24 protein-coding genes are annotated in these 25,578 nt (G+C 64.4%); 11 read left to right on the top strand and 13 right to left on the bottom strand.

Annotated elements, in window-relative coordinates; all coding sequences use genetic code 11:
- Positions 1–84: 84 nt before the first annotated feature.
- The 5 genes from FJW10_RS11755 to FJW10_RS11735 all read right to left on the bottom strand — a co-directional run bounded on the left by FJW10_RS11755 (position 85) and on the right by FJW10_RS11735 (position 2,903).
- A complete protein-coding gene (locus FJW10_RS11755) occupies positions 85–999 on the bottom strand; it encodes a haloalkane dehalogenase (protein ID WP_140900214.1) in 915 nt (304 codons plus the stop codon).
- Positions 1,000–1,004: 5 nt separating this feature from the next.
- A complete protein-coding gene (locus tag FJW10_RS11750) occupies positions 1,005–1,592 on the bottom strand; it encodes a TetR/AcrR family transcriptional regulator (RefSeq protein ID WP_140900213.1) in 588 nt (195 codons plus the stop codon).
- A 178-nt stretch (positions 1,593–1,770) separates the two neighbouring features.
- Positions 1,771–2,019 (bottom strand): DUF1127 domain-containing protein, encoded by a 249-nt coding sequence (locus FJW10_RS11745; protein WP_181177498.1) that lies wholly within the window; start codon positions 2,017–2,019, stop codon positions 1,771–1,773.
- Positions 2,020–2,090: 71 nt separating this feature from the next.
- A complete protein-coding gene (locus FJW10_RS11740) occupies positions 2,091–2,606 on the bottom strand; it encodes a hypothetical protein (protein WP_140900211.1) in 516 nt (171 codons plus the stop codon).
- A gap of 15 nt (positions 2,607–2,621) precedes the next feature.
- A complete protein-coding gene (locus FJW10_RS11735; protein WP_140832330.1) occupies positions 2,622–2,903 on the bottom strand; it encodes a DUF4242 domain-containing protein in 282 nt (93 codons plus the stop codon).
- A 200-nt stretch (positions 2,904–3,103) separates the two neighbouring features.
- Here FJW10_RS11735 and FJW10_RS11730 point away from each other — a divergent pair, with 200 nt between their 5' ends.
- Together FJW10_RS11730 and FJW10_RS11725 are read left to right on the top strand one after the other, a co-directional pair.
- Positions 3,104–4,918: a winged helix-turn-helix domain-containing protein gene (locus tag FJW10_RS11730; protein ID WP_181177497.1), complete on the top strand. Its 1,815-nt coding sequence runs from the start codon at positions 3,104–3,106 to the stop codon at positions 4,916–4,918.
- A gap of 66 nt (positions 4,919–4,984) precedes the next feature.
- Positions 4,985–6,058, top strand: coding sequence for an FAD-binding oxidoreductase (locus FJW10_RS11725; protein WP_140900209.1), 1,074 nt, complete (start codon positions 4,985–4,987; stop codon positions 6,056–6,058).
- Here FJW10_RS11725 and FJW10_RS11720 read toward each other — a convergent pair.
- The 4 genes from FJW10_RS11720 to FJW10_RS11705 all read right to left on the bottom strand — a co-directional run bounded on the left by FJW10_RS11720 (position 6,052) and on the right by FJW10_RS11705 (position 9,577).
- A complete protein-coding gene (locus FJW10_RS11720) occupies positions 6,052–7,425 on the bottom strand; it encodes an amidase (protein WP_140900208.1) in 1,374 nt (457 codons plus the stop codon). The genes FJW10_RS11725 and FJW10_RS11720 overlap by 7 nt on opposite strands.
- Positions 7,426–7,551: 126 nt before the next feature.
- Positions 7,552–8,352 carry a class II glutamine amidotransferase gene (locus FJW10_RS11715; protein ID WP_140900207.1) on the bottom strand — a complete coding sequence of 267 codons (801 nt, stop codon included), beginning with the start codon at positions 8,350–8,352 and terminating at the stop codon, positions 7,552–7,554.
- A gap of 153 nt (positions 8,353–8,505) precedes the next feature.
- Complete coding sequence (locus tag FJW10_RS11710) at positions 8,506–9,306, bottom strand: class II glutamine amidotransferase (RefSeq protein ID WP_140900206.1); 801 nt, start codon at positions 9,304–9,306, stop codon at positions 8,506–8,508.
- A gap of 16 nt (positions 9,307–9,322) precedes the next feature.
- Positions 9,323–9,577, bottom strand: a complete 255-nt coding sequence (locus FJW10_RS11705; RefSeq protein WP_140900205.1) for a DUF6356 family protein — start codon at positions 9,575–9,577, stop codon at positions 9,323–9,325.
- A 116-nt stretch (positions 9,578–9,693) separates the two neighbouring features.
- On the opposite strand from FJW10_RS11705, the gene FJW10_RS11700 reads away from it, so the two are divergent.
- The 5 genes from FJW10_RS11700 (at position 9,694) to FJW10_RS11680 (ending at position 13,202) form a co-directional block, all read left to right on the top strand.
- Positions 9,694–10,164: an Lrp/AsnC family transcriptional regulator gene (locus tag FJW10_RS11700; protein WP_140647325.1), complete on the top strand. Its 471-nt coding sequence runs from the start codon at positions 9,694–9,696 to the stop codon at positions 10,162–10,164.
- A 90-nt stretch (positions 10,165–10,254) separates the two neighbouring features.
- Positions 10,255–10,740, top strand: coding sequence for a dUTP diphosphatase (gene dut / locus FJW10_RS11695; RefSeq protein WP_140900204.1), 486 nt, complete (start codon positions 10,255–10,257; stop codon positions 10,738–10,740).
- Positions 10,741–11,400, top strand: coding sequence for an HAD family phosphatase (locus FJW10_RS11690; RefSeq protein WP_140900203.1), 660 nt, complete (start codon positions 10,741–10,743; stop codon positions 11,398–11,400).
- Positions 11,401–11,464: 64 nt separating this feature from the next.
- Entirely contained in the window at positions 11,465–12,319 is an 855-nt protein-coding gene (locus FJW10_RS11685; protein ID WP_140900202.1) for a hypothetical protein, read from the top strand.
- Between the two features lie 73 nt (positions 12,320–12,392).
- Entirely contained in the window at positions 12,393–13,202 is an 810-nt protein-coding gene (locus FJW10_RS11680) for an oxaloacetate decarboxylase (RefSeq protein ID WP_140900201.1), read from the top strand.
- Here the strand turns inward: FJW10_RS11680 and FJW10_RS11675 are convergent.
- Together FJW10_RS11675 and FJW10_RS11670 are read right to left on the bottom strand one after the other, a co-directional pair.
- Complete coding sequence (locus FJW10_RS11675) at positions 13,199–13,894, bottom strand: sulfate transporter family protein (protein ID WP_140900200.1); 696 nt, start codon at positions 13,892–13,894, stop codon at positions 13,199–13,201. The two genes, FJW10_RS11680 and FJW10_RS11675, sit on opposite strands and share 4 nt — an antisense overlap.
- A gap of 155 nt (positions 13,895–14,049) precedes the next feature.
- Positions 14,050–14,934 carry an EamA family transporter gene (locus FJW10_RS11670; protein WP_246674218.1) on the bottom strand — a complete coding sequence of 295 codons (885 nt, stop codon included), beginning with the start codon at positions 14,932–14,934 and terminating at the stop codon, positions 14,050–14,052.
- A gap of 297 nt (positions 14,935–15,231) precedes the next feature.
- On the opposite strand from FJW10_RS11670, the gene FJW10_RS11665 reads away from it, so the two are divergent.
- The 3 genes from FJW10_RS11665 (at position 15,232) to FJW10_RS11655 (ending at position 18,849) form a co-directional block, all read left to right on the top strand.
- Positions 15,232–16,224: an adenosine kinase gene (locus tag FJW10_RS11665; RefSeq protein ID WP_140900198.1), complete on the top strand. Its 993-nt coding sequence runs from the start codon at positions 15,232–15,234 to the stop codon at positions 16,222–16,224.
- A gap of 430 nt (positions 16,225–16,654) precedes the next feature.
- On the top strand, positions 16,655–17,365 hold the full coding sequence (locus tag FJW10_RS11660; protein ID WP_140900197.1) for an antitoxin Xre/MbcA/ParS toxin-binding domain-containing protein: 711 nt from the start codon (positions 16,655–16,657) through the stop codon (positions 17,363–17,365).
- Between the two features lie 380 nt (positions 17,366–17,745).
- Complete coding sequence (locus FJW10_RS11655) at positions 17,746–18,849, top strand: porin (RefSeq protein WP_140900196.1); 1,104 nt, start codon at positions 17,746–17,748, stop codon at positions 18,847–18,849.
- A 195-nt stretch (positions 18,850–19,044) separates the two neighbouring features.
- Here FJW10_RS11655 and FJW10_RS11650 read toward each other — a convergent pair whose 3' ends face one another.
- Positions 19,045–21,324, bottom strand: coding sequence for an NADP-dependent malic enzyme (locus FJW10_RS11650; protein WP_140900195.1), 2,280 nt, complete (start codon positions 21,322–21,324; stop codon positions 19,045–19,047).
- A gap of 101 nt (positions 21,325–21,425) precedes the next feature.
- Positions 21,426–22,607 carry a glycosyltransferase gene (locus FJW10_RS11645; RefSeq protein WP_140900194.1) on the bottom strand — a complete coding sequence of 394 codons (1,182 nt, stop codon included), beginning with the start codon at positions 22,605–22,607 and terminating at the stop codon, positions 21,426–21,428.
- A gap of 149 nt (positions 22,608–22,756) precedes the next feature.
- Between FJW10_RS11645 and mutS the strand changes: the two genes are divergently transcribed.
- Positions 22,757–25,495 carry a DNA mismatch repair protein MutS gene (gene mutS / locus FJW10_RS11640; RefSeq protein WP_140900193.1) on the top strand — a complete coding sequence of 913 codons (2,739 nt, stop codon included), beginning with the start codon at positions 22,757–22,759 and terminating at the stop codon, positions 25,493–25,495.
- The last annotated feature ends 83 nt before the right edge of the window (positions 25,496–25,578 follow it).

Here is a 25,578-nt window from a genome sequence, read left to right as displayed (position 1 = left end):
TCCGTGTGACAGGCGGCGCTTCTACCAGCGTGGCGGCGGCCTGTCGACATGGGGCGGGCAGCGCATCATGCCCGCCGCTCCGCTTCAGGCCAGTTCGGCTGCGCTTTCGGCCGGGGCGATCTCCGGCAGCCAGCCGGCAATGGCCTTGCCGATCGTGTCGGGATGGTCTTCCTGCAGGTAATGGGCGCCCGGCCCCAGATCGATGAAGCGGCAGTTCTTCAGCCCCGCCGCGAATTCCTTTGCCGCCTGCGGTGAAATCAGAGCGCCTGGATTGCCCGCGAACAGCAGTTTCGGATAGGAGGAGAGCCGCAGCGCCCGGTGGTCGTGCGCGCTGATTGCGGCGACATCGGCCGGCAGGCCTTCGATCGGCAGTTCCCTCGGCAGGCGCAGCGCCGGCTTGCGCGACTGCGGCGTCGGGAACGGCGCCCGGTAAGCGGCCATTTCCTCCTCGCTCATCGACCGCAAGACCGAGGCAGGCAAAATTTTTTCGACGAAGATATTGTCCTCCAGCACCAGCTTCTCGCCGGCGCCCGGCGTGCGCAACGCCTTGAACAGCTCGCGCGCCTGCGGGCGCTGGTGGAAGTCCTCCCAGCGCTCGAAGGGCTGGATGAATTCCATGAAAGCAAGGCCCAGAACGCGCCGCGGCCGTCGCGCCGCAAAATGGAACGCCAGCGCCGTGCCCCAGTCCTGAGCGACGATAGCCAGATTTTTGATGTCGAGCGCGTCGATGAAGGCGTCGAGATAGCGGACCTGATCGAAGAAGCGATAATCGATATCCGGCTTGCCAGACCGGCCATAGCCGATCAGATCGGGCGCGATGCAACGACCGAACGGCGCGACATGCGGGATGATGTTTCGCCATATGTAGGAAGAGGTCGGATTGCCGTGCAGAAACAGCACGGTTGGTCCGGTCGTCCCCGCCTCCAGATAAGACATCGTCGAATCAAGTACAGCGATCTCGGCGGGCCGCACCTGTAGTTTATCTTTCCTCGAATTCATCGGACTCACTCCCTTCCTAACACGGTGCTGAAGATGATTTTCTTGAACCGCTCGAGCGGTTCCGGGCTGCGCTCGACCTTCATGCGCAGCATGGCGCCCTGCCAGGACGACAGCAGGAAATCGGCAAGGTCCTCGGGATCGAATGCCCTGGAGATCTCGCCCGCCGCCTGACCCTCCGCGATGCAGGCCGCGAAGGGCCTGCGCCAGCGCTCGAAAATGTCGACCAGCCTGATCCGGAGCCGTTCGCTGTGGACAGCCGTTTCCAGGCTGAGATTGCCGATCATGCAGCCGTGCGCCCAGTCGTGCGTCTCGAGCTTCGAGGTGATGACGTCGAGATAACGGCGCAACCTGCCGATGGGCGGCGTGCCGTCACGCGCCAGCGCATTTTCCACCAAGCCGCTGACATAAGCGAAGTAGCGTTCCAGCACTTCGCCGGCGAAGTCTTCCTTGGAGGCAAAATGGTTGGTGAAGGAGCCTGGCCGGGCGCCGGCCGCCGCGACGATGTCGCGGACGCCGGCTGCGGCATAGCCGGAATTCCAGATGGTCTGAAAGCCCGCCTCGATAAGGTTTTCGCGGAGTGATCGCCTAGCCATGGCGATATAATACGTACGTACGTATTAATATCAAGTGTGCGAATGCGCGCTGGCAAGGTTTACCGAAAATCTGCAGCGGGCAGGCCTCTCAGAATAGAACGGGAAGCGCCTGCGGCGCGTGCCGCGGGTGCCCACCTCATCGAGGCCGGCTGAAGCGGACGCCGACGGAACCAGCCACTCAAATTCGCGCATTGCCGTCCTGGCTGCCGCCGCACCAGGTAACCGACGAGATTTCGGAGCGTTTGATACCGATGTCGCGCAACAGGTAGTCCGGCAACTCGTCCAGCCAGGCGCGATCCCTGCGGATGCGGATGATCAGCGCGAGGATGCGCAGGCCGGAACGGCATATTTCGACGGCTGTCGCGAAGGAACGTCCGTTAACGGACGGGCGGGCGGCGGGCTTCGTTCCCATGCGAAGGGTTGGCATGATCATGTTCCTTTTGTTTGAACGAAGGGATCGGGAGGGCCGTGCAGGCCCTCCCGAAGACGCTGCGCGTGTCAGGACCGGTCGTGCTCGCAGCTCACATAAGGGTTCCAGTCGGCGAACATGCCGGCCGGGTTGGGCCGCCAGTGCCAGACATGGAGCTCGTAATACGGGTCCACCGGATGGACACCCACCGTCGTCTTGCGCTGCAGGGTGCGGCCGAGGAATTCGGGTACGCCTTTGCCCTTCCAGTCCTTTTCGAAGACGATGTATTCCATGCCGACGAGCTGCATGGAGCCATCGGATTCCGGCTCGTAGGTCAGCACGTCCGGCTCGCCGAGCACGAGCCTGCCGTCGCCGGCCCGCCCGGGATGGATGAAGTGGACGCCCATCGTTCCGTGCTCGTCATGCGTCGTGCATTCGAACAGCTGCCGGTAGCCGTCCGCCTTGGCGACCTCGATGTCGAGATACTTGGCCGCCATTTCGCGGGACCGGTTGAGCACCGGATCGGACATGTCATGGGCGAGCGCGGTGCCACAGAACAGCGCGGAGGCGCCGACGGCAAGGACAATTTCCGCAAAGCGCTTCACGGTCGATCCTCCCCATCAGGCGGCGGCGTAAGCCGTCGTCGGATCGAACAGGCGTTTGACCCGTGTGATCTTCGTCGCCGGGAAGCCGCTCATCTTGGCATGACGCTGGATGATCGCCTCATCCTTGGCGAGATAGACGCAAAAGGTCTTGTCGTCCGCCACGAAGGATTCGACCCACTGGATGTCCGGGCCGAGCTCGGCCAGAACGGCGTTCGAGGCCTTGGACGCGTCGCGAAGCTGCTCGCGCTCGAAGGTGCCGACCTCGGGAATCTCGCGTTCGATGATGTATTTGTGCATGTCAATCTCCTTGATCTGGGTTCAAATGCTACCGAGCGCCCGACCAAGTCGGTGCCCGTGACATCCCGGGGGCCGCTGAGCTAAACTGCAGCTTGGCCCGCCAGGCAGACGGAGAATTGCGAAAGAGGCGGCCAACAGTCCTTATGCCGCCCTTATCTTATTCTGATCCTTTGCCTATTGCGTTACAGGGATTGCCGCCGATGGGAATTTATTGCTTTGGCGACTTCGAACTCAACGAGGACTCGCGCGCCCTTCGCCTCGCCGGAAGCGAGATCGAGGCGCAGCCCCTGGTCTTCGATTTCCTCGCCGTCCTGCTGCGCCATCAGGAGCGCGCCTTGAGCAAGGACGAATTGCTTGAGACACTGTGGCCCGACGTGACGGTGACCGAGGCTTCGCTGCAACGCGTCGCGAGTCTTGCCCGCGGCATTCTTCGCCAGGGCGGCATGGAGACGGCGCTGCGCAACCTGCCCCGCTTCGGCTACCGGATTTGCCTCGATCAACCGGCCGCCTCGGAAACCAGGCCGGCGCCGGCCGATGCGGGCGGCAGGCCCTCGATCCCCGGCCTGCCAATTCTGTCGGCGCGGGCTGCCGTTGCAGCGAGGAAATGGCATGACGCCGCGGCCTCTTTCACGCAAGCGGATGCCGCCGACGAGGTGCTGACGGCCGATCTCGAGGAATGGGCGCTGGCACTGGAATGCATGGGCCGGCCGGCCGAAGCGATCCCGCTTCTGGCGCGCGCGGTGACGGCTTACGGCGTCGCCGGCGAGCGCCTGCGCGCGGCTTCGCCGGCAATCACCCTCGCCAGGATCCATCTCGAGAGAGGCGAACTTGCCGTTGCCAAGGGCTGGCACAAGCGCGCCGCGCAGTTGATCGATGCCGCTTCCGACAGCAGGGAGCACGGTCTCTGGTGCTGGATGGGCGCGCGCATCATGGGCGCGGAAGCCGAGCCGGAAAAGGCGCTTGCGCTGGCTGAACAGGCCTTCGCGGTCGGCAGGCATCTCGACGATCCGGTGGTGGAGTCGCTCGGCCTTATCTATCGCGGCTTCTTCAAACTGTGTCTCGGGGAAACCAAAGCCGGGCAGGAGGATCAGGACCTTGCCGCCGCGCTCGGCCTGTCCAGCGATGTCGACCCGGTCGTCGGCGGGATCCTCTACTGCAACATCCTCTGGGCCTGCCGGAATTTCGGCGACTGGTCGCGCGCCAACCAATGGACGCTTGGCTACGAAGACTGGTGCAGGGGACACGGGCTGGAAGACCTTTCGGGCTCGTGCCGGCTGCATCGCGCCGAAGTGCTCGGCGTTCATGGCACGCTGAAGGAGGCGGAAGCGCTTGTGCGCGCGGCACTCGACCAGCTCGCACTCGACGCTCCTTGGGCGACCGGCGACGCCATGCGCGTGCTGGGCGACATTCACCTGGCGGCCGGAGAATTCACGGAAGCCGAAACGGCCTACCGTGCATCGCATGCGGCGGGCTGGGATCCGCAGCCCGGACTTGCGCTGCTGCAACTCGAGCAAGGACAGGCGGAGGCCGCTTTCAGCGCTCTCGAACGTTCCCTGGTGGGCAATGGCTGGCCGACCTTGCAGCGGCGAGGCATGGTGCTTGCCACGCTCGCCAAGGTGGCGGCGCGGACCAATCGGCGCGAGCGGGCGAAGGAGGTGATCGCCGAATTGGAGACCCAGCCACAGCGGTGGCCGATGGCCTCCATCCAGGCACTGACCGCGGAAGCCAAGGCGGAGCTTTTCATGCAGGAAGAGCGCCTCACCGAGGCTGCCCGGGAGCTGCAGATCGCATGCTCACGCTGGAACGAGATCGGCTCGCCGATCAATGTCGCCGACGCCAGGCTGTCGCTCGCGGCGATGCTCATCAAGATCGGCGATCGTTCCGGCGCCGAGTTGGAGCTCGGCACCGCGCTGGCGGTCGCGAAGAAAGTCGACTCTTCCCGGCTCATGCGGCGCTGCGAAGAGCTGAAGGACCTGATTGCCGGCGCGCAGGCGGTAGCGGTGGGCGGCGCCTAGCCGCCTCCCACTTGAGGTCAAGCCGGCATGGTGGCATGACGGGGAATTCTCCTCAAAGGGTCCGACATGAGCAGCGCAAAGCAAGTCATCGTCATCGGCGCCGGCATCATCGGTGCCTCGATCGCCTGGCATCTGACGCAGGCCGGCGCACGGGTGACGGTGGTTTCCGGAAGCGGCGCCGGCGGTGTCGCCACGCCGAATTCCTTTGCCTGGATCAATGCCAGCTGGGGCAATCCGCAAACCTATTTCCGGCTGCGTATCCGCGCCATGGCCGAATGGAAACAGCTGGCGAATGATCTGCCGGGCCTGCCGGTCGCCTGGTGCGGCGGCCTGTGCTGGGATCTGCCCGCAGACAGGCTCGAAGCCTATGCGGCCGAGCATTCGTCCTGGGGCTACGGCATCGAGCGCGTCGGGCGCGAACAGGCGGCGCGCATCGAGCCCAATTTGGCGGAGCTTCCCGAGTTTGCACTTTATGTCGCGCAGGAAGGCGTGGCCGAGCCTGTGGCGACCACGAAGGCGCTGCTGACCGATGCCGAACGGCGCGGCGCGCGGATCGTCACGGGAACCGTCGACAGGCTGGCGCTGGTCAACGGCAAGGTCACAGGCGTCGTCGCTTCGGACGAGATCATCGCCGCCGACGAGGTGGTGATTGCGGCGGGCGCCGGCGCTTCGGCGATCGCCGCGACGGCAGGCATCAAGCTGCCGATCGAGACCCCGCCCGGCCTGATCGTGCATTCGCGACCGCACCCAAAGCTGCTCAACGGGCTGGTGCTGGCTGACAGACTGCATATGCGCCAGACCGCCGAGGGCCGCATAATCGCCGGCTCGGATTTCGGCGGTGGCGATCCGGGCGAGAAACCGGAGGCCGCCGCGCACGCGCTGTTCGCCGCGACGAAAGCGATGCTGCGCGACGCCAACAGACTGGAATTCGACTTCCACACGATCGGTTACCGTCCGACGCCGGTCGACGGTTTCCCGATCGTCAGCCGTGCGGAAGGTGTCGGCGGCCTCTACGTCGCCGTCGCCCATTCCGGCATCACGCTGGCGCCGGCGATAGGCCTGTTTGCGGCCGGCGAAATCCTCAACGACAAGCGCGATCCGTTGCTTGAATCCTACGCGCTGTCGCGTTTCGATCAGTAGCCAAGAGGCCGGCGAAACCCTCCGGCGAGCGACGCAATCGCGGCTGCAATGCCGAGCAGCCGCGCTTCCGACCATTTCCTGCCGACCAATTGAAGGCCGATCGGCAAGCCGTCGCGGTCCTGCCCATAAGGGAACGCGAGCGCCGGATGGCTGGAATAATTGAACACCGCTCCATAGGCCGGCAGCATCCAGTAGCTCTCTTCCTTGCCGTCGACCTTGAGCGGGCTGCCCGGCTTGCAGTGCGGGAAGGCCGCGGTCATGGCGACCGGGCAGAGCAAGGCATCGCAGCTGTCAAAGAATCGCTCCCAGGCAAGGATCGACCGGTCGCGGCGCGCAAGCGCAGCGAACCAGCGCGACACAGGCGTCGGCTGCTCCGGCGGTTCCGGCTGCGCGGCTTCCAACATCATGCCGATCAATGCACCGCCTTCGGACAAATCGTCGTGCAGGTCGAGCTTCGGCAATTTCGCGCTCTCCACAGCCGCGCCAGCCGAGGCGAGCTGCGCGGCCAGGCTTTCTACGGCGGCACGGATTTCGGTGGCAACCGGGAAGCCCGGGAAAGATTCGGCCACGGCGATGCGCAACGACTTGAGTTCGAGTTTCGGCATCGGCTCAACCGACACGGGCGCCAGGTCGGTGTCCGCGCGGTCCGGTCCGGCAATGATCCGATAGATCAGCGCCAGATCCTCGATGTTGCGAGCAAGCGGGCCAACACATGACATCAGCCGCACGCTGCGCGGCATACCGCCTGGAGCGGGAAAGGCGCCGGCCAGCGACACGCGATGCTCAGTTGGCTTCAGGCCATAGACGCCGCAGAAAGCAGCGGGCAAGCGTATGGAATCCTGCATGTCGGTGCCGACTTCGAACGGAGTCATGCCTGTCGCGACTGCCGCGGCTGCGCCACCGCTTGAGCCGCCCGCCGTGCGCGACGGATCCCACGGATTGGAAGTGCGCCCGAACAGCGGGTTGTCGGACTGCCAGTCGCCCAGCATAGTGGCGACGTTGGTCTTGCCGACCAGTATGGCGCCGGCTGCTTTCAGCCTTTCAACCACAGGACTGTCCTGCCTAGCCATGTAGTCGGCGAACGGCGGAAAACCGACGGTGGTCCTGATGCCCGCCGTCTCGTGCGCATCCTTCAGCGTGAATGGCACCCCGTGCAGCGGACCGAGCGTGTCGCCGCGCGCCATTGCCGCATCGGCCAGCAGGGCACGTGCCTGCGCCTGTTCCCGATCGAGGATGACGACAGCGTTGACCGGCCCGTTGTGCCGGTCGATCTGGGCAAGCTGCGCATCGAGCGCCTCGATCGCCGAAATTTTTCGCTGGGCAATGGCTGCCGCGAGCTCGGCAGTCGAGGAAAACCCGATATCCATGTGCACACTCCGGCTGCTTGCCGCGCCTCGCCTTGAACATGGCGGATGAGGGCGCGGCTTCAAGCCGAATTCAGCATCCGAAGCTCGCGGGCGCTTGATCGAATTTGCGCCAAGTGCCGATTTCCCTCACCCTGCGAGAGCCAACCGGACGGCCGCCGGCGCGAAAGGCTTGATGCTGGTGCTGTCGCGGGTCATCGTCACAAAGCTCGACTGCGGGATTTCGTGCCAGGTCCGGTCGTCGCGATCGAACGGCTCGGAGACGATGCAGCGACCCACCCCCTTGGCGAAGGCGCCGGTATAGAGCGTCGGAGCATGCTCGTCAGTGGCGTAGCGAATGGCGTGAAGCGCCCGACCGTCGCTGAAGGCAGCCGTCAACTTCAGCGACGGTTCGATGCCGGCACGGCGCGCAGCATCGAGCACCCGGCTGGTGACGCGCGACACCGCACCTTGTGGATCCTGCGCCAGGCCTTCGCCGATCATGAGCTGAAAGAACAATTCGGAATCCGTGCTGCCTTCGATTTGGTCGAACAACGTATCGGAGAGCGAATTCTCCAGCACCCGACGGACCCGCTCAAAGCCGCCGATCTGGCCGTTGTGCATGAACGACCAATGGCCCGAGACGAAGGGGTGGCAGTTCGCGCGGCCGGTGCCGCCGCCCGTCGAGGCGCGCACATGGGCCAGGAACAGGCCGGATTTTATCTGGCGTCCGAGACTGCTGAGATTGGTATCGGACCAGGCTGGCAGGACATCGCGGTAAAGGCCGGGTTCCGGCCGATCGCCATACCAGGCCACGCCGAAGCCGTCGGCATTGGTCGGCGATTTCGCCTCCCGCGCCTGGCGGCTCTGAGCGATCAGGGAATGGGAGGGTGCGGCGATGACGTCTTCCAGGAAGATCGCGTCGCCGAGATAGGCTGCCCACCGGCACATTGTCCTGTGATCCTCTTATCGATGCGTTTTTGAGCGTGCGAATGAATTCGCGGCTCGTCGGGCGCTACAGATGACAGGAGGGAGCTTTGGCGTCCTTACGCCGTGCTTACGTTTTGCTGATCTCTGCCTGAACGCGGCAGCCTGGGATTTGCGTCAGCCGACCAGCGCCAGCTTATTCGCCGCCGGCGCAAACGGACGGATCCCGGTACCGTCCCTCGTCATGGTGACGAAGCTCGCCGGGGGTATCGCCTGCCACTCGCCACCGTCGCGGTCGAAAGGCTCCGAGACGATGCAGTGGCCGTCGCGCTTGGCGAAGGCGCCGGTATAGAGCGTCGGCGCATGGTCGTCGGTGGCATAGCGAACCGCGTACAGCGCCTGGCCATCGGAAAAGGCCGCCGTCAGTTTCAGGGAGGGCTCGATGCCGGCCCGGCGCGACGTATCGAGCACGAGGCTGGTCGCCCGCGAGACCGCGCCCTGCGGATCGCCGGACAATCCTTCATCGATCATCAGCAGGAAAAAGAGCTCGGAATCGGTAGTGCCCTCGCGCTGGTCGAAGACCGCGTCGGAAAGCGAATTCTCCAGCGCGCGGCGGATCTTTTCGAAGCCGCCGATCTGGCCGTTATGCATGAACGACCAGCGGCCGGAGATGAAGGGGTGGCAGTTCATGCGGCTGGTGGCGCCGCCGGTCGAGGCGCGGACATGGGCCAGAAACAGGCCGGATTTTATCTGCCGGCAAAGGCTCTTCAGATTGGGGTCGGACCAGGCCGGCAGGATGTCGCGATAAAGGCCGGGCTCGGGCCGGTCGCCATACCAGGCGAGTCCGAAGCCGTCGCCATTGGTCGGCGACTTGGCTTCCTGGGCGCAGTGGCTCTGGGCAATCAGCGAGTGGCAGGGCGCGGTGATGATGTCTTCAAGGAAGACCGCTTCACCAAGATAGGCCGCCCACCGGCACATCGCTTTCCACCATCTATCAGGCGCGATCCATCAGAGCCGTCGGCTCCTTGACCGCATGCGAGCCTCTGTTGTGCGTGCGCTCATAGAGCTCGCGAACGATTCGGCTCGCCGTAGTTTCGAACAGGAATGGCAAGAAAGCGTGAACGAGCGCGGCGCCCGCCGCCATCGACAGCCGCGAACAGAACCAGGCGGCGAAGGCCATGTGGCCGAAATAGGTCTCGCCGACCTTCTCCGGGTGAGAGGTGAAGAGCGCCGCAAGCCTGGTCGTCATGGTGATCCCTCCTGCCGGGATGAGCCCCGAATGCTGAGTATCGTGCCACATGGGTTTGGTTCATCGGTCCCAAATTGTCCTTGCTTTTGCCGGCTTCATGGGACATTCATCCCAACATGTCGGTGGAAATTGATGAGATCGATCGAAGATTGCTGGCCGAGCTGCAACGCGACGGCACGCTGTCGGTCGATCAGCTGTCAGAGCGGGTGGCGCTGTCGCGCAATGCCTGCTGGCGGCGCGTCAAGCGCCTGGAGGAAGATGGCGTCATCACCGGTCGCGTCGCGCTGGTCGATGCCGACAAGCTAGGCCTCGGCCTGTCTGTGTTCATCCTGATCCGCACTTCCAACCACGATCCGGACTGGCTGCAGAAATTCCGCGCGGCGGTGACCGGCTTTCCGGAGATAACCGGCGTCTACCGCATGTCGGGCGATCTCGACTATGTGGTGCGCGCCCGTGTCGCCGACGTGAAAGCCTATGACCGTCTCTACCAGCGGCTGATCGCCAAGGTGGCGCTGTCGGACGTCTCGGCCTCCTTCGTCATGGAGGAGATCAAGGAGACGACCGTGGTGCCGGTGGAACTACGCTGACGGCCCTGGAACCGGACGCGAAAGAAAGCCGTTGATAGGCCCTACGTCAGAGTTGACCGAATCGGCTTTCGCGCCGATAGGAGTGTGCTCATGCGCACCGCTGTTTATCCTACCTCCGTCATCGGCCCCACCGTCGGTTTCGTCAGGCTTCCGCATGGTGAAGGCTTGCCTCTGCCGGCCTATGAGAGCGCGGGTGCCGCCGGCATGGATTTGCGCGCGGCGGTGCCGGAAGACCGGCCGCTGCTCATCCTGCCTGGAAAGCGAGCCCTGGTGCCGACCGGCCTGATCCTGGAAATCCCCGAGGGCATGGAAGGCCAGGTGCGGCCACGATCCGGCCTTGCCTACAAGCATGGCCTCACCGTCCTCAATTCGCCCGGCACCGTCGACAGCGACTATCGCGGTGAGGTGAAGGTGCTGCTGGTCAATCTCGGCGACGAGGATTTTTCAGTGACGCGCGGCCTGCGCATCGCCCAGATCGTCTTCGCCGCCGTGACCCAGGTTGCGGTCGAGGAGCGCGCGCTGGCCGGCGGCACGACGCGGGGCGCAGGCGGTTTCGGGTCGACCGGCACCGCTTGAATGGCAATCCCTAAACTTGTTATTTTCGACTGCGACGGGGTCTTGGTCGACACCGAAAACCTTGCCAACAGGCGCCTTGCCGAATGGCTGACCGCCGCCGGTTTTACGACGACATTCGAATATTGCCGCAAGAACTTCTCCGGCCGCAGCATGGCCTCGGTGCAGAAGGAGATCGAAGAGACGACCGAGGTCAGGCTCGGCTCCGACTTCGTCGACCGCTGGAATGCCGGCCTGCCGGACCTTTTCTCGCATGGCGTCAAGGCGATCCCCTATGTGCGCGACTTCATCGAGACGGTGCGCAAGGCCGGCATTGCCTATTGCGTCGCCTCCTCGGCGCGGGTCTTCAAGATGCACATCACGCTTGGGCAGACCGGGCTTTTGCCGCTGTTCGAGCATGCCATGTTCTCCTCGACCATGGTCGGGCGCGGCAAGCCGTTCCCGGACCTCTTCCTGCATGCCGCAAAGACGATGGGCTTCGCGCCGGCCGACAGCATCGTCATCGAGGACAGCGTCGCCGGTACCCAGGCCGGCATCGCCGCCGGCATGCGGGTGTTCTCCTACCACGCCGATCCGTTCTCCGATCGCGACGGCCTGGCGGCGGCCGGCGGCATATTGTTCGACGACATGCGGGAGTTGGCCGGACTCGTGCCTATACGCTGATCGGACCCCGCTGCGCACCGCAAAACGCCGTGCTAGCGTGAGCGCATCCGAGGGGGCGCGGTCCATGATTTCCAAACTATGCCGTTTCATGCTTGCATGCCTGCTGCTGCCGTGCCTGTGGACGGCCGCGGCGGCCCAGGCCGTCAGCTTTCCGGAACTGAGCAGCGCCGTTCCCGGACATCGGGACGTTACCTATTTCGACCTCGCCGAAATGATCGTGCCCGATCTCAAGGCCGGCAACGACGGTTTCTACAAGGGCAGCGCGCCGATCGAGGTGCGCGACATCCTCGGTGGCGACGAGGGCGGCTCGCCGCCCGAGACCATCAGCCTTTCCAATGCCGCCGTGCTCGCCGTCAAGGCAGGCGGCAAGGACCGGCTGGCGATGCTTTTCGACCTCGGCCAGGCGCAGGACAGCGCCGAAGGGTTTGCCGTGCTGGCGCTTTACGACATCACGGGCAAGCCGAAGCTGCTCGACGCCGTCAACGTCGGAACCGACCAAAGCACCTATTTTCGCGATCCGGGCAAGCTCGCGGTCAGCCCGGATGACGACGCGCTCATAACCATGAGCACGCATTTCAATTCGAACCAGGGCTATGTCGGCACGATCCTGATCCTGATCCGCGACGGCCGCTTCGAGCCTATCGACCAGATCAACACGTTCGACGAGAATGTCTGCGCCTATAAGCGCACGCAGGACCTGTCCTTCCAGACGCATGCTGGCGACAAACCCTATTCGGCGATCAAGGTGACGGTGACCGACGCCACCAAGCCGAGCGGCGAAAGCTGCGAGGAACCCGCGCCCAAGGCCGTCTCGCACGATATCTCCGTCACCTATCGCTGGGATGCCAAGGCGTCGCGCTACGTCAAGGATTCTGGCGCCTTCGAGAAATTGTCAGCAGAAAACGCCGAGCGCTTCTGAGCCAGACGCATTCGTTTGCCCGGTTCGAGCGAGCGCGATAAATTCCCCCTACGACCCCAATCGAGGACCCGCCATGGACAAGGGCAAGATTTTTCGCGATCTGCATACCTCCACCTTCGTCATACCCAACCCCTGGGATATCGGCACGACCAAGCTTCTCGCTTCGTTCGGTTTCAAGGCGCTGGCGACGACCAGCGCCGGCTTTGCCTTCTCGCGCGGCCTGCCGGACGGCGCCGTGACGTTCGACGCCATGATCCACCATTGCCGCGAGGTGACTGCGGCGACAGACCTGCCGGTTTCGGCCGATCTGGAGCGCGGCAAGGGCGACAGCCCCGAGCAGGCGGCCGAAACCATCTTCGCGGCCGAAGCCGCGGGCCTCGCCGGCTGCTCGATCGAGGACCACACCGGCGACGCCGCCAATCCGATCTACGATTTCGCGCTGGCGACCGAACGCGTCGCGGCGGCCGTCGAGGCTGCCCGCGCGCTCAAGCACGATTTCGTCTTCACCGCGCGGGCCGAGAATTTCCTGTGGGGCAAGAGCGATCTCGACGATACCATCAAGCGGCTGCAGGCTTTCGAGAAAGCCGGCGCCGACGTGCTCTACGCGCCGGGCATTAGCGACGTCGGGATGGTGCGCACGATCTGCGCGTCGGTAAGCCGGCCGGTCAATGTGATGGCCCGACCAGGCTTCACCATCGCCGACCTTGCCATGGGCGGCGTCAAGCGCATCTCGCTCGGACCATGGCTGACCAATTTCGCCTATGGCATGCTGGAGACGGCGGCCCGCGAGATCCAGCAGGACGGCACCTTCGGCTTCACCCGGGCGGCGATGCCGTTCGGCAAGCTGCAGGCGCTGTTCCGGGAGGGCAAGGAGCAGGGCTAGACCGGCTCCCGCGCCGAAACCGTCTTGTGCAGATGCACCATCATGGCGGCCGCGAAAAGCGGCGTCAGAAGGTTGAGCAGCGGCACCGCCAGGAACAGGGCGATGACCAGTCCGGCGAGGAACACAGTGCCGGCATATTTGCGGCGCAGCGCCTTGGCCTCGGGTTCGGCACGAAAACGCATGGCGGCGAACTCGAAGAATTCCCGGCCGAGCAGATAGCCGTTGACGATGAAGAAGGCGGCAATGTTGATGCCCGGCACCAGAAGCAAGAGCAGCGCGACGATGTTGCCGAGGACCACCACGCCGAAGAATTTGATCGCCAGCACGAGCGAATGCAGCGCGGGCACGGGCCTGCCGGGCGGATCGTTGGGATAGTCGGTACGCTCGACCACTTCGGCGACCTCGTCGAGGAAGAGGCCGGCTACGATCGCCGTGACCGGCGCGACGAGTAAGGCCAAGCCCACAGCCAGAACGATGCCGGCGATGATGCCGCCCAGCCATCCGGCCCAGGATGGCAGACCTGGCAGCAGCGCTTGCAGCCAGGGCCAGGCCAGCCATTCGAGCAGGCTGTCGAGGCCGAGCCAGAGGGCCACCAAAGCGAGCAGCGTCAGCCCCAGCGTCTTCAGGAAGACGGAGCGGAATTCAGGCGAGAACAGCCGGCTGGCGGCGGCGCGGGCGGCGTCTAGGATCACGGCAGGTCCAGGCCCTCATCGAGAAACGACGTTTCGCAGATAGGCCGGCTCGATCCCTGGCGCAACCAAAGCGCGTCGCGTCGACGCGCTTTGGGTTTTTGTCTCGAAGCATGTCGCTTGGCCCAAAACCGCTTCACACTTTTGGGCGACAAGCATTATCGCGCGAGCCTGGCCTGCCTGGCCGGAATCGTCATTGCCGCGACGCCTGCAACGACGAAGGCCATGCCGACCCAGGCCGCTGGCCCGAGGCTTTCGCCGAGGACGATGGCGCCGATGCCGACGCCGATCGGCGCGCGCAGATAGGCCTGGGAGGTGGTGCCGACCGAGCCCAGCGTGTGGATCAGCCGGAAATAGATGACGAAGGCCAGCGCCGTCGAAAAGACCGACAGTCCAAGCAGGGCCAGGATCGACGCGGCCGAAGGCGCGAGCGTCCAGGGCCGGTCGACGATCAGGCTGAACGGCACGAGCATCACGGCGCCGCAAAGCATCGAACCCGCGGCGGGTATCATCGGATCGAGACCCTTGAAGCCGCGGCCGAAAATCGCCGCTCCGGCATAGGAGATCGTCGCAATGACGATCGCAAGCTGAGCCCACAGCTCATGGCCAAGTCCGCCAAGCGCCTCCGTGCCGATGATGAGACAGATGCCGACGATGCCGGCGCCGACACCGACCAGCTTGCGCGCCGTGACGGGCTCATGGCGCGTGACCAATGCCGTCAGCAGGAAGGTGAAGATCGGCGACGTCGAATTGAGGATGGTGGCAAGGCCGGCATCGACCGAGCGCTCGGCGGCGGCGATCAGCGTGAACGGCACGACGCTGTTGAGGCAGGCCTGGAAGGCGAACCGGCGCCATGTCGGCGCGTCGGCGGGCATGGCGAGGCCGCGCCAGCGGATGATGGTGAAGAGAATAGCTCCTGCGATCAGCGTCCGGGCGGCGATGAAGGTCACGGGTGGGATCGTCTCGACGCCGATCTTGATGAAGGTATACGAAGCGCCCCACAGTACCGCCAGGACGCCGAGCAGCGCCAGGTCGGTGGACATTTCGGTCTTCTCGGACATTCGTGGTTCGCGCCCTTCAGCCTGTCGCCGGAACGATCCGCTTCTAGCCCGCGACGCCGCGGAAATGTTTGGATCGCGGTGAAACCATAGCTGTCAGGGTCGTGACTGTTGTGGGCCAGTTCGATACGAACGCTGCCGCAGCCGGCGAACAATCGGCGCCGGGGGGCGGCGTCACGGAAGGCAATGGCGATTTTCAGGGTAGGCAAAGCGGCGCCAACTCGCTAGACCCGCGCCCGGCCGGCATGCCAGATAGCCGGGCAGTCCTTGGCGGAGATTTTGATGCCGGAATATGACGTGCTTTGCATCGGCAATGCCATTGTCGACATCATCGCGCAATGCGACGAGGCTTTTCTCGAGACCAACGGCATCATCAAGGGCGCGATGAACCTCATCGACGCCAGGCGCGCCGAATTGCTTTACAGCCGCATGGGACCAGCGATCGAAGCTTCCGGCGGCAGCGCCGGCAACACGGCGGCTGGTGTCGCCAGCCTCGGCGGACGGGCAGCCTTCTTCGGCAAGGTGTCGAACGACGCGCTGGGCGAAATCTACACGCACGACATCCATGCCCAGGGCGTGGCCTTCGATACCGGGCCGCTCGAGGGCGAACCGCCGACGGCGCGCTCGATGATCTTCGTCACGCCCGACGGCGAGCGGTCGATGAACACCTATCTCGGCGCCTGCGTCGAGCTTGGCCCCGAGGATGTCGAGGCCGACAAGGCCGCCGGCGCCAAGGTGACCTATTTCGAGGGCTATCTGTGGGACCCACCGCGCGCCAAGGAAGCGATCCGGCAGACCGCCAGGCTCGCGCATGCGGCGGGCCGCGAAGTGTCGATGACGCTGTCGGATTCCTTCTGCGTCGACCGGTACCGTGACGAGTTCCTCGAGCTGATGCGTTCGGGCACCGTCGACATCGTCTTTGCCAACAGCCACGAGATCAAGTCGCTCTACCAGACCGCCTCCTTCGAGGAGGCGCTCGCCGCCATCCGCAAGGATTGCAAGATCGCCGCCGTCACCCGTTCCGAGAAAGGCTCGGTGATCGTGCGCGGCGACGAGACCGTCATCATCCAGGCGACGAAGATCAAGGAACTGGTCGACACGACCGGCGCCGGCGATCTCTATGCCGCCGGCTTCCTTTACGGCTACACGACCGGACGCAGCCTCAAGGATTGCGGCGACCTCGGCTCGTTGGCTGCCGGACTGGTTATCCAGCAGATCGGTCCGCGGCCTCGGCAGAACCTTCGCCGCGAGGCCGAACAGGTCGGGCTTCTCTAAGGCGATTTCAGGAAAACCGGCCTCCGTACGGGCTTGCTGCGCTCGCTGTAGCCTTCCGTCGAAAATCGTTCCGAAACAAGGAGATAGAGCAGATCATCGCTTCCGCGAAACGATGATCCGCTCGTGAACACGCTGACAAAGCAGTGCCGGCTTTCGGTCCCGCAATTGCGCGGGAAGAGGTGCCGTTGCGTCATCGCCGGCAAGCTCCAAACAGGGCCGGCTGTCGCGGACCTGTCACGTTGGACTTTTAAAATGCAAAATGAGGCGTTCCACGACTGACATTTCGGCACGCCAAACCAGGGGTGTAAAGATGCAAACCAGCAAGCTACCGGGCCGCGAGGCCCGTTGCCGTCGCATATTTTATTTTCCGCGATAGAATTTTCAGCAACCGCCGGCGCCTGGGGAGGAGCGCGGGCCGCAAGACAGATTGATGAGCAGATTCCAGAACCCGTCCGACGGGATTTCACAAGAGGCATTGGCAGGCCTTATGGCCGAAGCCGTGCAACAGGCGCTGATGCAGCATGGCGTCATGCTGGACGCCGAGGCCTTGACTTCGGCAAGCAAGATCGCCGGCCATGTGGCTGCCGCCCTGCCCTTCCTGCCGCCGGCACAGCGCCTTGCCGTCGGCTCCTTCAAGGGCAAGTGGACCGACCTTGCGTCCGACTTTTTTCGTGTGATGACGAATAAGGTCGCGAGCGACGGCGCGGTCATATCCGATCGCGCTTTCGAGCGCTCGGCGTCGGGATCGGACACAGGGAGGCCGGCGGCCCAGCCGATTGCCGAGCGAGCCATGGACTTGCAATCGATGCTGATCGAGGATTGGGCCGGCGAGGTCGCCGGCTCGACCTATCTGGAAGAGAAGCTCCGCATCCCGCGCTCCACGCTGCATCGCTGGCAAAGACGCGGTGAGGTCGTTGCCTTGCGCAAGGGCGGCCGCAAGCATGTCTTCCCCTTGGCCCAGTTCATCGACGGCAGGCCGGTCCCGGGGATCAGCGAGGTGCTTTCGGCGATCGCCAATCCGAGGCTTGCCTGGTTTTGGCTAAGTCGGCCGTCGCCGGAGTTGGATGGCCGCGTTCCCATCGGGATGTTGAGGGATGACATGGTCGAGGACGTGGTCCGCGCCGCTCGAGCCCTGTCCTGACTCCGGCTACCAGGAGTCGATTTTTCCACGTTCATCCGCACTTTTTAGAAATTTAGTCGGCAAATCATCCGTCATGAAACTGTAATAAACGGCACATTTGGCACGTTTCCGGGGTTATCGGGCGTTTCGATTGTACTTATTGTTCAGAATGTCCCATCTTTGCATTTATGTGACGTGATATTTGGGCAACAAGACTTCCATAAGCGTCAGAAAGGCCGCCATTCCGACACAATCACTGTTGTGTGAGGCCCACGATTAAGCCATGTCCAAGGTGAAGAAGCGGCGCCGGTGCGCGACTTTTTCAACGATGGGGACGGGGGTGGCAAAAGCCGAACGGCATGTCAGGCCTGTCTTGAACCTTTGACTGGAGATTCAAGAAAATGAACATCAAGAGCCTTCTTCTCGGCTCCGCTGCGGCGCTGATCGCAGTTTCGGGCGCGCGTGCCGCCGACGCGGTGACCGTTGCCGAGCCGGAACCGGCCGAATACGTCAAGATCTGCGACGTCTATGGCGCCGGCTACTTCTACATCCCCGGCACCGAGACCTGCCTGCGCGTCGGCGGCTACATCCGTTATGACGCCGGCTTCGGCGATCCCGGCACCCTCGACGGCCGCAAGACGACCGACGTCATGGACGGCGATTCGCAGAACAGCTGGAATAAGAACGCCCGTTTCGCGCTGAGGACCTGGACCGGCCAGGAGACCGAGCTCGGTACGTTGAAGACCTATACCGAGACCCGCTTCAACTTCAAGAACGGCGATTCGGCGGTAAACCTGGAATTCGGCTGGGTCCAGCTCGGCGGCCTGCGCGTAGGTGTGGATGAAACGCCTTACGACCAGTTCATCGGCTATGCCGGCAACGTCGTGCAGGACACGATCATCCCGTACGGCATCAAGGTCACCAACGTCGTCAGCTACTATTTCGACGCCGGCAGCGGCTTCTCGGGCGTGATCTCGCTCGAAGAGGGTGCGAACACCGGCAAGATCATCGGCTTGATCGACAGCTATGTCCCGCATGTCGTCGGCGGCCTGAAGTACAAGGGCGACTGGGGCGCGATCACCGGCGTCGTCGCCTATGACAGCAACTACGAGGAAGTGGCCGGCAAGGTTCGCCTCGACGTCAACGTCAGCAAGGAACTGTCGCTGTTCGTCATGGGCGGCTACGGCACCGACGACAACTTCGTCGACCACGGCAGCGGTCGCGGCTTCTACAAGCCGTGGGGCGGCAACTGGGCCGTCTGGGGCGGCGGCACCTACAAGTTCAACCCGAAGACCGCCTTCAACCTCCAGGTCTCGGCCGACGACGCCAAGAACTTCGCCGTCGCGGCGAACGTGGCTTACACGCTCGTTCCCGGCTTCACGGTCACGACCGAACTTGACTACTACCACGACGGCAAGTTCGGTCAGGCCGACGATTACAACTTCACCAAGGCCGACAAGAAGAACAGCTGGGGTGGCATCGTCCGCTTCCAGCGGACCTTCTGATCGAACGCGAAGATCATAAAAGGAAAGGCCCGCAGCATCGCCGCGGGCCTTTTGCTTTGGCTCAGATAAAAGAAACGACCGAGCTGCTATCTAGTGCGCTTCACCGTTTCGCGGAAACGACGAAACGCCCTATCTCTTTGTTTTTTAAGCAATTCCGGACGGAAAACCGCTCACACTTTTCCTGGAATTGCGTGGTCAATTCCCCGCCGTATAGGCCGCGATCGCCGCCATGTTGACGATGTCCGAGTCCTTGGCGTTGAGCGACACGATCTGCACCGGCTTGTTCAAGCCGACCAGCAGCGGGCCGATGACGGTCGAGCCGCCGAGCTCCTGCAGCATCTTGGTCGAGATCGAGGCCGAGTGGAATGCCGGCATGATCAGCACATTGGCCGGGCCGGTCAGCCGGATGAAGGGATATTGCGCCATGGCGCGCGGGTTCAGAGCCACGTCCGCTGCCATCTCGCCATCATATTCGAAATCGACGCGGCGCTTGTCGAGGATGCGCACCGCCTCCTGCACGCGCTCGGAACGTTCACCCTGCGGATGGCCGAAGGTGGAATAGGCAAGCATGGCGAGCCTCGGCTCGTAGCCCATGCGGCGGGCGAAGCCGGCCGCCTCCTCGGCGATGTCGGCGATCTGTTCGGCGTTCGGCATGTCGTGCACGGCGGTGTCGGCGACCAGCACCGTCCTGCCCCGCGCCAGCACGATCGACACGCCGATGACGCGGTGGCCGGGCTTGGCGTCGATGATGCGGCGCACGTCATCGAGCGCCGTCGAATAGTTGCGGGTGACGCCGGTGACGATGCCGTCGGCATCGCCCAGCGCCACCATGCAGGCGGCGAAATGGTTGCGGTCGTTGTTGATCAGGCGCTGGCAGTCGCGGAACAGGAAACCCTTCCGCTGCATGCGCTCGTAGAGATAGTCGGTGTAGATGCCGTTGCGGCGCGACAGCCTGGCATTGATGATCTCCAGGCCCGGCTTGTTCAGGTCGATGCCGGCATTGCGGGCATTGTCCTTGATGACGTCGTCGCGGCCGAGCAGGATCGCCGTGCCGAGCCTCTGGTTCACATAGGAGACGGCGGCGCGCATCACCTGCTCCTCCTCGCCCTCGGCGAAGACGATGCGCTTGGGCTGGCGGCGCACGCGATCGTAAATGCGCTGCAAGGTGGATGCAATCGGGTCGCGGCGGGCGGACAGTTCCTGCGCGTAGCGGTCGAGATCGAGGATCGGCTTGCGGGCGACGCCGGATTCCATCGCCGCCTTCGCCACCGCCAGCGGGATCGCCGAGATCAGGCGCGGATCGAACGGCACCGGAATGATGTAGTTGGGGCCGAATTTCGGCCGGTTGCCCTGATAGGCGGCGGCGACGTCGTCCGGCACGTCCTGACGCGCCAGCTCGGCAAGTGCCCTGGCGGCGGCGATCTTCATCTCGTCATTGATGGTTGTGGCGCGCACATCGAGCGCTCCCCGGAAGATATAGGGAAAGCCCAGCACATTGTTGACCTGGTTGGGGTAGTCCGACCGGCCCGTGGCCATGATGGCGTCGGTGCGGATCTCGGCCACTTCCTCTGGCGTGATCTCCGGATCGGGATTGGCCATGGCGAAGATGATCGGATTTTTCGCCATGGATTGCACCATGGCGGGCGTCAGCATGCCCTTGGCGGACAGACCAAGGAAGACGTCGGCGCCGTCCAGCGCTTCGGCGAGGCTGCGCTGATCGGTCTTGACCGCATGCGCCGACTTCCACTGGTTCATGCCTTCGGTGCGGCCCTGGTAGACCACGCCCTTGGTGTCGCACAGGATGACGTTTTCGGGCGGAAAGCCCATGGCCTTCATCAGTTCGATGCAGGCGATGCCGGCGGCGCCCGCGCCATTGCAGACCATCTTCGTGGTCTTCATGTCGCGGCCGGTGATCTCCAGCGCGTTGATCAGCCCGGCGGCCGAGATGATGGCCGTGCCGTGCTGGTCGTCATGGAAGACGGGGATGTCCATCAGCTCGCGCAGCCGCTGCTCGATGATGAAGCATTCCGGCGCCTTGATGTCCTCGAGATTGATGCCGCCGAAGGATGGTCCGAGGAAGCGCACGCAGTTGATGAACTCGTCGGCGTCCTCGGTCGCCACTTCAAGGTCGATGGAATCGACATCGGCGAAACGCTTGAACAGCACCGCCTTGCCTTCCATGACCGGCTTCGAGGCCAGCGCGCCGAGATTGCCGAGACCGAGAATGGCGGTGCCGTTCGAGATGACGGCGACCATGTTGCCGCGCGTCGTATAATCGAAGGCGCGGCTCGGATCCTCGGCGATGGCGCGCACGGGAACGGCGACGCCAGGCGAATAGGCGAGGCTCAGATCGCGTTGGGTGGCCATCGGCTTGGTGGCGACGATCTCCAGCTTGCCGGGCCGTCCCATGGCGTGGAATTCCAGCGCCTCCTCGGGACTGACGGAGGGGCCGCTGCTTTCGGTTTTCCTGGCCATGATGCTTTCGATTTCCTCGCCTTCGCGCACCCTTGAGGCAGGTGCGTGTTTATGTGTCTTGGGATTAAGGCTACACGGCAGCGCTGTAAACGGCCAAGCGGTCAGGCGCGGTCCGGTTCGCCGACGAGCGCGGCAATTTCCCGCACGGTGGCCCAGCGCATCAAGCCCTCGGTGCCTGAGAACGGCCACCTCTCCAGCGGGGGAGCGCTGCTGCCCTTGCGCCGCAGAAGCGCCGACAGGAACGCGGTGAGTTCCTGCCGCTGGGCGCGGACCTTTTCAAGCGTCCTGCCGCGGATTTCCTCGCGCGGTATGGCGCGATCCCGAAGCCCATCGACGGCGCGGCGAATGGCCGTCGGCTCCGGCTCGACGATCAGGCAATAGTCCGGATCGAAATAGACGTCGCGCCCGCCGAGGCTCGGCGTGCTGACGATCGGCAACCCGGCCATCAGATATTCCATGCTGGAATACATCGCCCCTTCCACGGCCGACAGGCACAGCCCGACGGCGGCCTGGTTGTAGACCCGGTTGACCTCGGCGGAGGTCAGCCGGCCGGGCAGACCGTCCACGATCGGGTTGGCGATGCGATGGCGCGGCGATTGCGCCTGGAGGCGGCGAATGAAGGCGCGGGCGGCGGGCGGCGTCAATTCGCCGATCGAATAGGTGACGTGGACCAGCCGATCGACCTCGAAGGCAAGATAGTGGCGTTTCATCGGCGAGATGCGGCCATTGTAGACGGCATCGAACTCGACCGCCACGTCCGGCAACGGCCGGAAGACATCTTCCGAAATCATCAGATTGTGATTGGAGAACATGGCTTTGCCGCCGACCGCGACGATGAGACGACGCTCTTCCTCGTTGTTGCAGAGGAAGATCACCTCATGAAGAGGAAAGCGCGCCGCATACCAGGCAAGGTCACGGCCCATCTGGGCGACGACGGCAGGTCTTTCCATCGTCCACATCGGCATCAGCAGGAAGGTGGCGCGACGCGCGGCAAGGCGCCGGCCGACGGCTGCCAGCGGATGCAGCGGACGAGGTCCGCCGACCGGGATATAGAGCACCAGCGGATCGCGGCTGAATATGTGCGCCGACATCTCGATGCCGCCGTCGAGATCGGACAAGGGACCGCGCGCCGGCAGAATATAGGGAAAGCGCTTGCGCGCCGAAACCCTGAGCTTGTTCGCGGTTCGATGGGCGCGCCGCGTCGCCAGCAGCCAGAGGCGCTCGGCGGTCGAGCCGACCGGGCCGACCATCTCGTCGAAAGTCTCCTGCTTGTCCTGATCCACGAGTCCCCGCCGCCCTTTCCCCAAGGGAACCATAGAGTGCCAGGCCGGCCCGGCGCAACCAGGCGCGTCACAGCAGGCGCCGCCAGTCTTCCCCTGCTTTTCGCGTCGCCGGCATTAAACCGGGCTGCCACTTCTGCTAGCGTTGCCGCATGAACATGCACATGCCCGCAGATACCGACGCCCAGGAGACGACGACGCCTGCGCCCGCCACGAGCGGCGTCACGCCGATGATGGAGCAATTCATCGAGATCAAGGCGGCGAACCCGGATTCGCTGCTGTTCTACCGCATGGGCGATTTCTACGAGCTGTTCTTCGACGACGCGGAGAAGGCGAGCCAGGCCCTGGGCATCGTTTTGACCAAGCGCGGCAAGCACCAGGGCCACGACATCCCGATGTGCGGCGTGCCGGTGCATGCGGCGGACGACTATCTGCAGAAGCTGATCGCGCAAGGTTTTCGCGTTGCCGTCTGCGAGCAGATCGAGGACCCCGCCGAAGCCAGGAAACGCGGCTCCAAATCGGTGGTGCGCCGCGACGTGGTGCGGCTGGTCACGCCAGGCACCATCACCGAGGACAAGCTGCTGGCACCCTCGGAATCGAGCTTCCTGATGGCGCTCGGCCGCGTCAAGGGGGGCAGCGCGGCCAGTCAGGCGAGTTTCGCGCTGGCCTGGATCGACATTTCGACCGGCGCCTTCCGCGTCGCCGAGACGAGCGCCGAGCGACTGCTTGCCGACATCTTCCGCGTCGACCCGCGCGAGCTGATCGTCGCCGAGCCGGTGTTCCATGATCCGGAACTCAGGCCGGTGTTCGACGTCATCGGCCGCGTCGCCAACCCGCAGCCGCCTTCGCTGTTCGATTCGGCTTCGGCCACAAGCCGCATCGCACGCTTCTTCGAGGTCGCGACCCCAGACAGTTTCGGCACGTTCTCGCGCGCCGAGCTGTCGGCGATCTCAGGCGCCATCGCCTATGTCGAAAAAACGCAGAAGGCCGAACGGCCGCCGCTGTCGCGACCGGAGCGCGAGGAGCAGGGCTCGACGCTGTTCATCGATCCGGCGACGCGCGCCAACCTGGAATTGCTGCGCACGTTGTCGGGCAGCCGCGACGGCTCGCTGTTCAAGGCGATCGACCGCACTGTGACCAGCGGCGGCGCGCGATTGCTGGCCGACCGGCTGATGGCGCCGCTGACCGATCCGGCGACGATCGCGGCGCGACTGGATTCGATCTCCTTCTTCCGCTCCGAGACGCGGCTTTGCCAGGGCCTGCGGGCGGGCCTGAAAGGCGTCGCCGACATGCCGCGAGCGCTGTCCCGCCTGGCGCTCAACCGCGGCGGCCCCCGCGATCTCGGCGCGCTGCGCGCCGGCTTCGAGGCGGCCGGCGCGATCGCCGAATTGTTCGCGGCGGCCGCCCTGCCCGCCGAGCTCGCCGCCGCGCTTGCCTCGATCCACGCCTTGCCCGAGGCGCTCGCTCGTCACCTCAGCGAAGCGCTCGACGAAGAGCTGCCGCTGATCAAGCGCGACGGCGGCTTCGTGCGGTCGGGCTACAATGCCGAGCTCGACGAGATGCGGGCATTGCGCGACGAATCGCGAAAAGTGATCGCCGGGCTGGAGCGCTCGCTGATCGAGGAGACCGGCATCCGCTCGCTGAAGATCCGGCACAACAATGTGCTCGGCTACTACATCGAGATCACCGCCAACCATCACGCGATCATGACCGGCAGCGACGCCGCCAAGGCGCGTTTCATCCATCGCCAGACCATGGCCAACGCCATGCGCTTCACCACAACCGAACTGGCGGAGCTGGAATCGAAGATCGCCAATGCCGCCGACAAGGCGCTGAGCATCGAGCTCGCCACCTTCGACCGGCTGACAGCGGAAGTGGTGGGTGAGGCCGAACGGATCCGTGCCCGCGCCGACGCGCTTGCGGCTCTGGATGTTTCATCGGCGCTGGCATTGCTTTCCGAAAGCGAGGGCTGGTGCCGGCCGCTGGTGGATTCGAGCCTCGCCTTCGACATTGCCGGCGGGCGCCACCCGGTGGTCGAACAGGCGCTGAGGCGCTCGGGGGACGGGCCGTTCGTCGCCAACGATTGCGACCTGTCGCCCGACGGCGGCGCCAAGGCCGGGGCGATCTGGCTGCTTACCGGCCCCAATATGGGCGGCAAATCGACGTTCCTCAGGCAAAATGCACTGATCGCCATCCTCGCCCAGACCGGCTCCTTCGTGCCGGCGCAAAGCGCCCATATCGGCGTGGTCGACCGGCTGTTCTCGCGCGTCGGCGCGTCGGACGATCTGGCGCGGGGACGTTCGACCTTCATGGTCGAGATGGTCGAGACGGCGGCGATCCTCAACCAGGCGGGCGAGCGGGCACTGGTTATCCTTGACGAGATCGGCCGCGGCACCGCGACTTTCGACGGACTGTCGATCGCCTGGGCGGCGGTGGAATATCTGCATGAGAAGAACCGCTGCCGGGCGATCTTCGCCACGCATTTTCACGAGATGACCGCGCTGGCCGGCAAATTGCCCCGACTTCACAACGTCACCATGCGGGTCAAGGAATGGGAAGGCGATGTCGTCTTCCTGCACGAGGTCGGCAAGGGGGCGGCCGACCGTTCCTACGGCGTCCAGGTGGCGCGGCTCGCCGGCCTGCCGGAAGCGGTCGTCGCCCGCGCCAAGGAAGTGCTGCACCAACTCGAAGAGGGCGAAGTCTCGGGCAAGACCAACCGTCTCGTCGACGACCTGCCGCTGTTTTCGGTGGCGGTGAAGCGCGAAGCGCCGAAGCCGGTGAAGAGCGATGCGCTGGGCGACGCGCTCGGCGCGATCAATCCCGACGAGATGACGCCGCGCGAGGCGCTGGAGGCGCTTTACCGGCTGAAGGGGCTGGCGACAAAGCGATAGCATCTGTCCTGCCCGTCACTCTGTTTATTGACTCATTGTACCGATCGGTACAATGTCGGTTATCGAGGATCGAAACCGACAGG

The sequence above is a fragment of the Mesorhizobium sp. B4-1-1 genome (assembly GCF_006439375.1).
Classification (GTDB): Bacteria; Pseudomonadota; Alphaproteobacteria; order Rhizobiales; family Rhizobiaceae; genus Mesorhizobium.
Note: the sequence above shows the minus strand (reverse complement) of the source record. Positions and strands in the feature narration are given on the sequence as shown.

Bases quoted from the DNA above. Each gene is read 5' to 3' on its own strand.
- FJW10_RS11755 (WP_140900214.1), bottom strand. From the start codon at position 999: ATGAATTCGAGGAAAGATAAACTACAGGTGCGGCCCGCCGAGATCGCT.
- FJW10_RS11750 (WP_140900213.1), bottom strand. From the start codon at position 1,592: ATGGCTAGGCGATCACTCCGCGAAAACCTTATCGAGGCGGGCTTTCAG.
- FJW10_RS11745 (WP_181177498.1), bottom strand. From the start codon at position 2,019: ATGCCAACCCTTCGCATGGGAACGAAGCCCGCCGCCCGCCCGTCCGTT.
- FJW10_RS11735 (WP_140832330.1), bottom strand. From the start codon at position 2,903: ATGCACAAATACATCATCGAACGCGAGATTCCCGAGGTCGGCACCTTC.
- FJW10_RS11730 (WP_181177497.1), top strand. From the start codon at position 3,104: ATGGGAATTTATTGCTTTGGCGACTTCGAACTCAACGAGGACTCGCGC.
- FJW10_RS11725 (WP_140900209.1), top strand. From the start codon at position 4,985: ATGAGCAGCGCAAAGCAAGTCATCGTCATCGGCGCCGGCATCATCGGT.
- FJW10_RS11720 (WP_140900208.1), bottom strand. From the start codon at position 7,425: ATGGATATCGGGTTTTCCTCGACTGCCGAGCTCGCGGCAGCCATTGCC.
- FJW10_RS11715 (WP_140900207.1), bottom strand. From the start codon at position 8,352: ATGTGCCGGTGGGCAGCCTATCTCGGCGACGCGATCTTCCTGGAAGAC.
- FJW10_RS11710 (WP_140900206.1), bottom strand. From the start codon at position 9,306: ATGTGCCGGTGGGCGGCCTATCTTGGTGAAGCGGTCTTCCTTGAAGAC.
- FJW10_RS11705 (WP_140900205.1), bottom strand. From the start codon at position 9,577: ATGACGACCAGGCTTGCGGCGCTCTTCACCTCTCACCCGGAGAAGGTC.
- FJW10_RS11700 (WP_140647325.1), top strand. From the start codon at position 9,694: ATGTCGGTGGAAATTGATGAGATCGATCGAAGATTGCTGGCCGAGCTG.
- dut (WP_140900204.1), top strand. From the start codon at position 10,255: ATGCGCACCGCTGTTTATCCTACCTCCGTCATCGGCCCCACCGTCGGT.
- FJW10_RS11690 (WP_140900203.1), top strand. From the start codon at position 10,741: ATGGCAATCCCTAAACTTGTTATTTTCGACTGCGACGGGGTCTTGGTC.
- FJW10_RS11685 (WP_140900202.1), top strand. From the start codon at position 11,465: ATGATTTCCAAACTATGCCGTTTCATGCTTGCATGCCTGCTGCTGCCG.
- FJW10_RS11680 (WP_140900201.1), top strand. From the start codon at position 12,393: ATGGACAAGGGCAAGATTTTTCGCGATCTGCATACCTCCACCTTCGTC.
- FJW10_RS11670 (WP_246674218.1), bottom strand. From the start codon at position 14,934: ATGTCCACCGACCTGGCGCTGCTCGGCGTCCTGGCGGTACTGTGGGGC.
- FJW10_RS11665 (WP_140900198.1), top strand. From the start codon at position 15,232: ATGCCGGAATATGACGTGCTTTGCATCGGCAATGCCATTGTCGACATC.
- FJW10_RS11660 (WP_140900197.1), top strand. From the start codon at position 16,655: ATGAGCAGATTCCAGAACCCGTCCGACGGGATTTCACAAGAGGCATTG.
- FJW10_RS11655 (WP_140900196.1), top strand. From the start codon at position 17,746: ATGAACATCAAGAGCCTTCTTCTCGGCTCCGCTGCGGCGCTGATCGCA.
- FJW10_RS11650 (WP_140900195.1), bottom strand. From the start codon at position 21,324: ATGGCCAGGAAAACCGAAAGCAGCGGCCCCTCCGTCAGTCCCGAGGAG.
- mutS (WP_140900193.1), top strand. From the start codon at position 22,757: ATGAACATGCACATGCCCGCAGATACCGACGCCCAGGAGACGACGACG.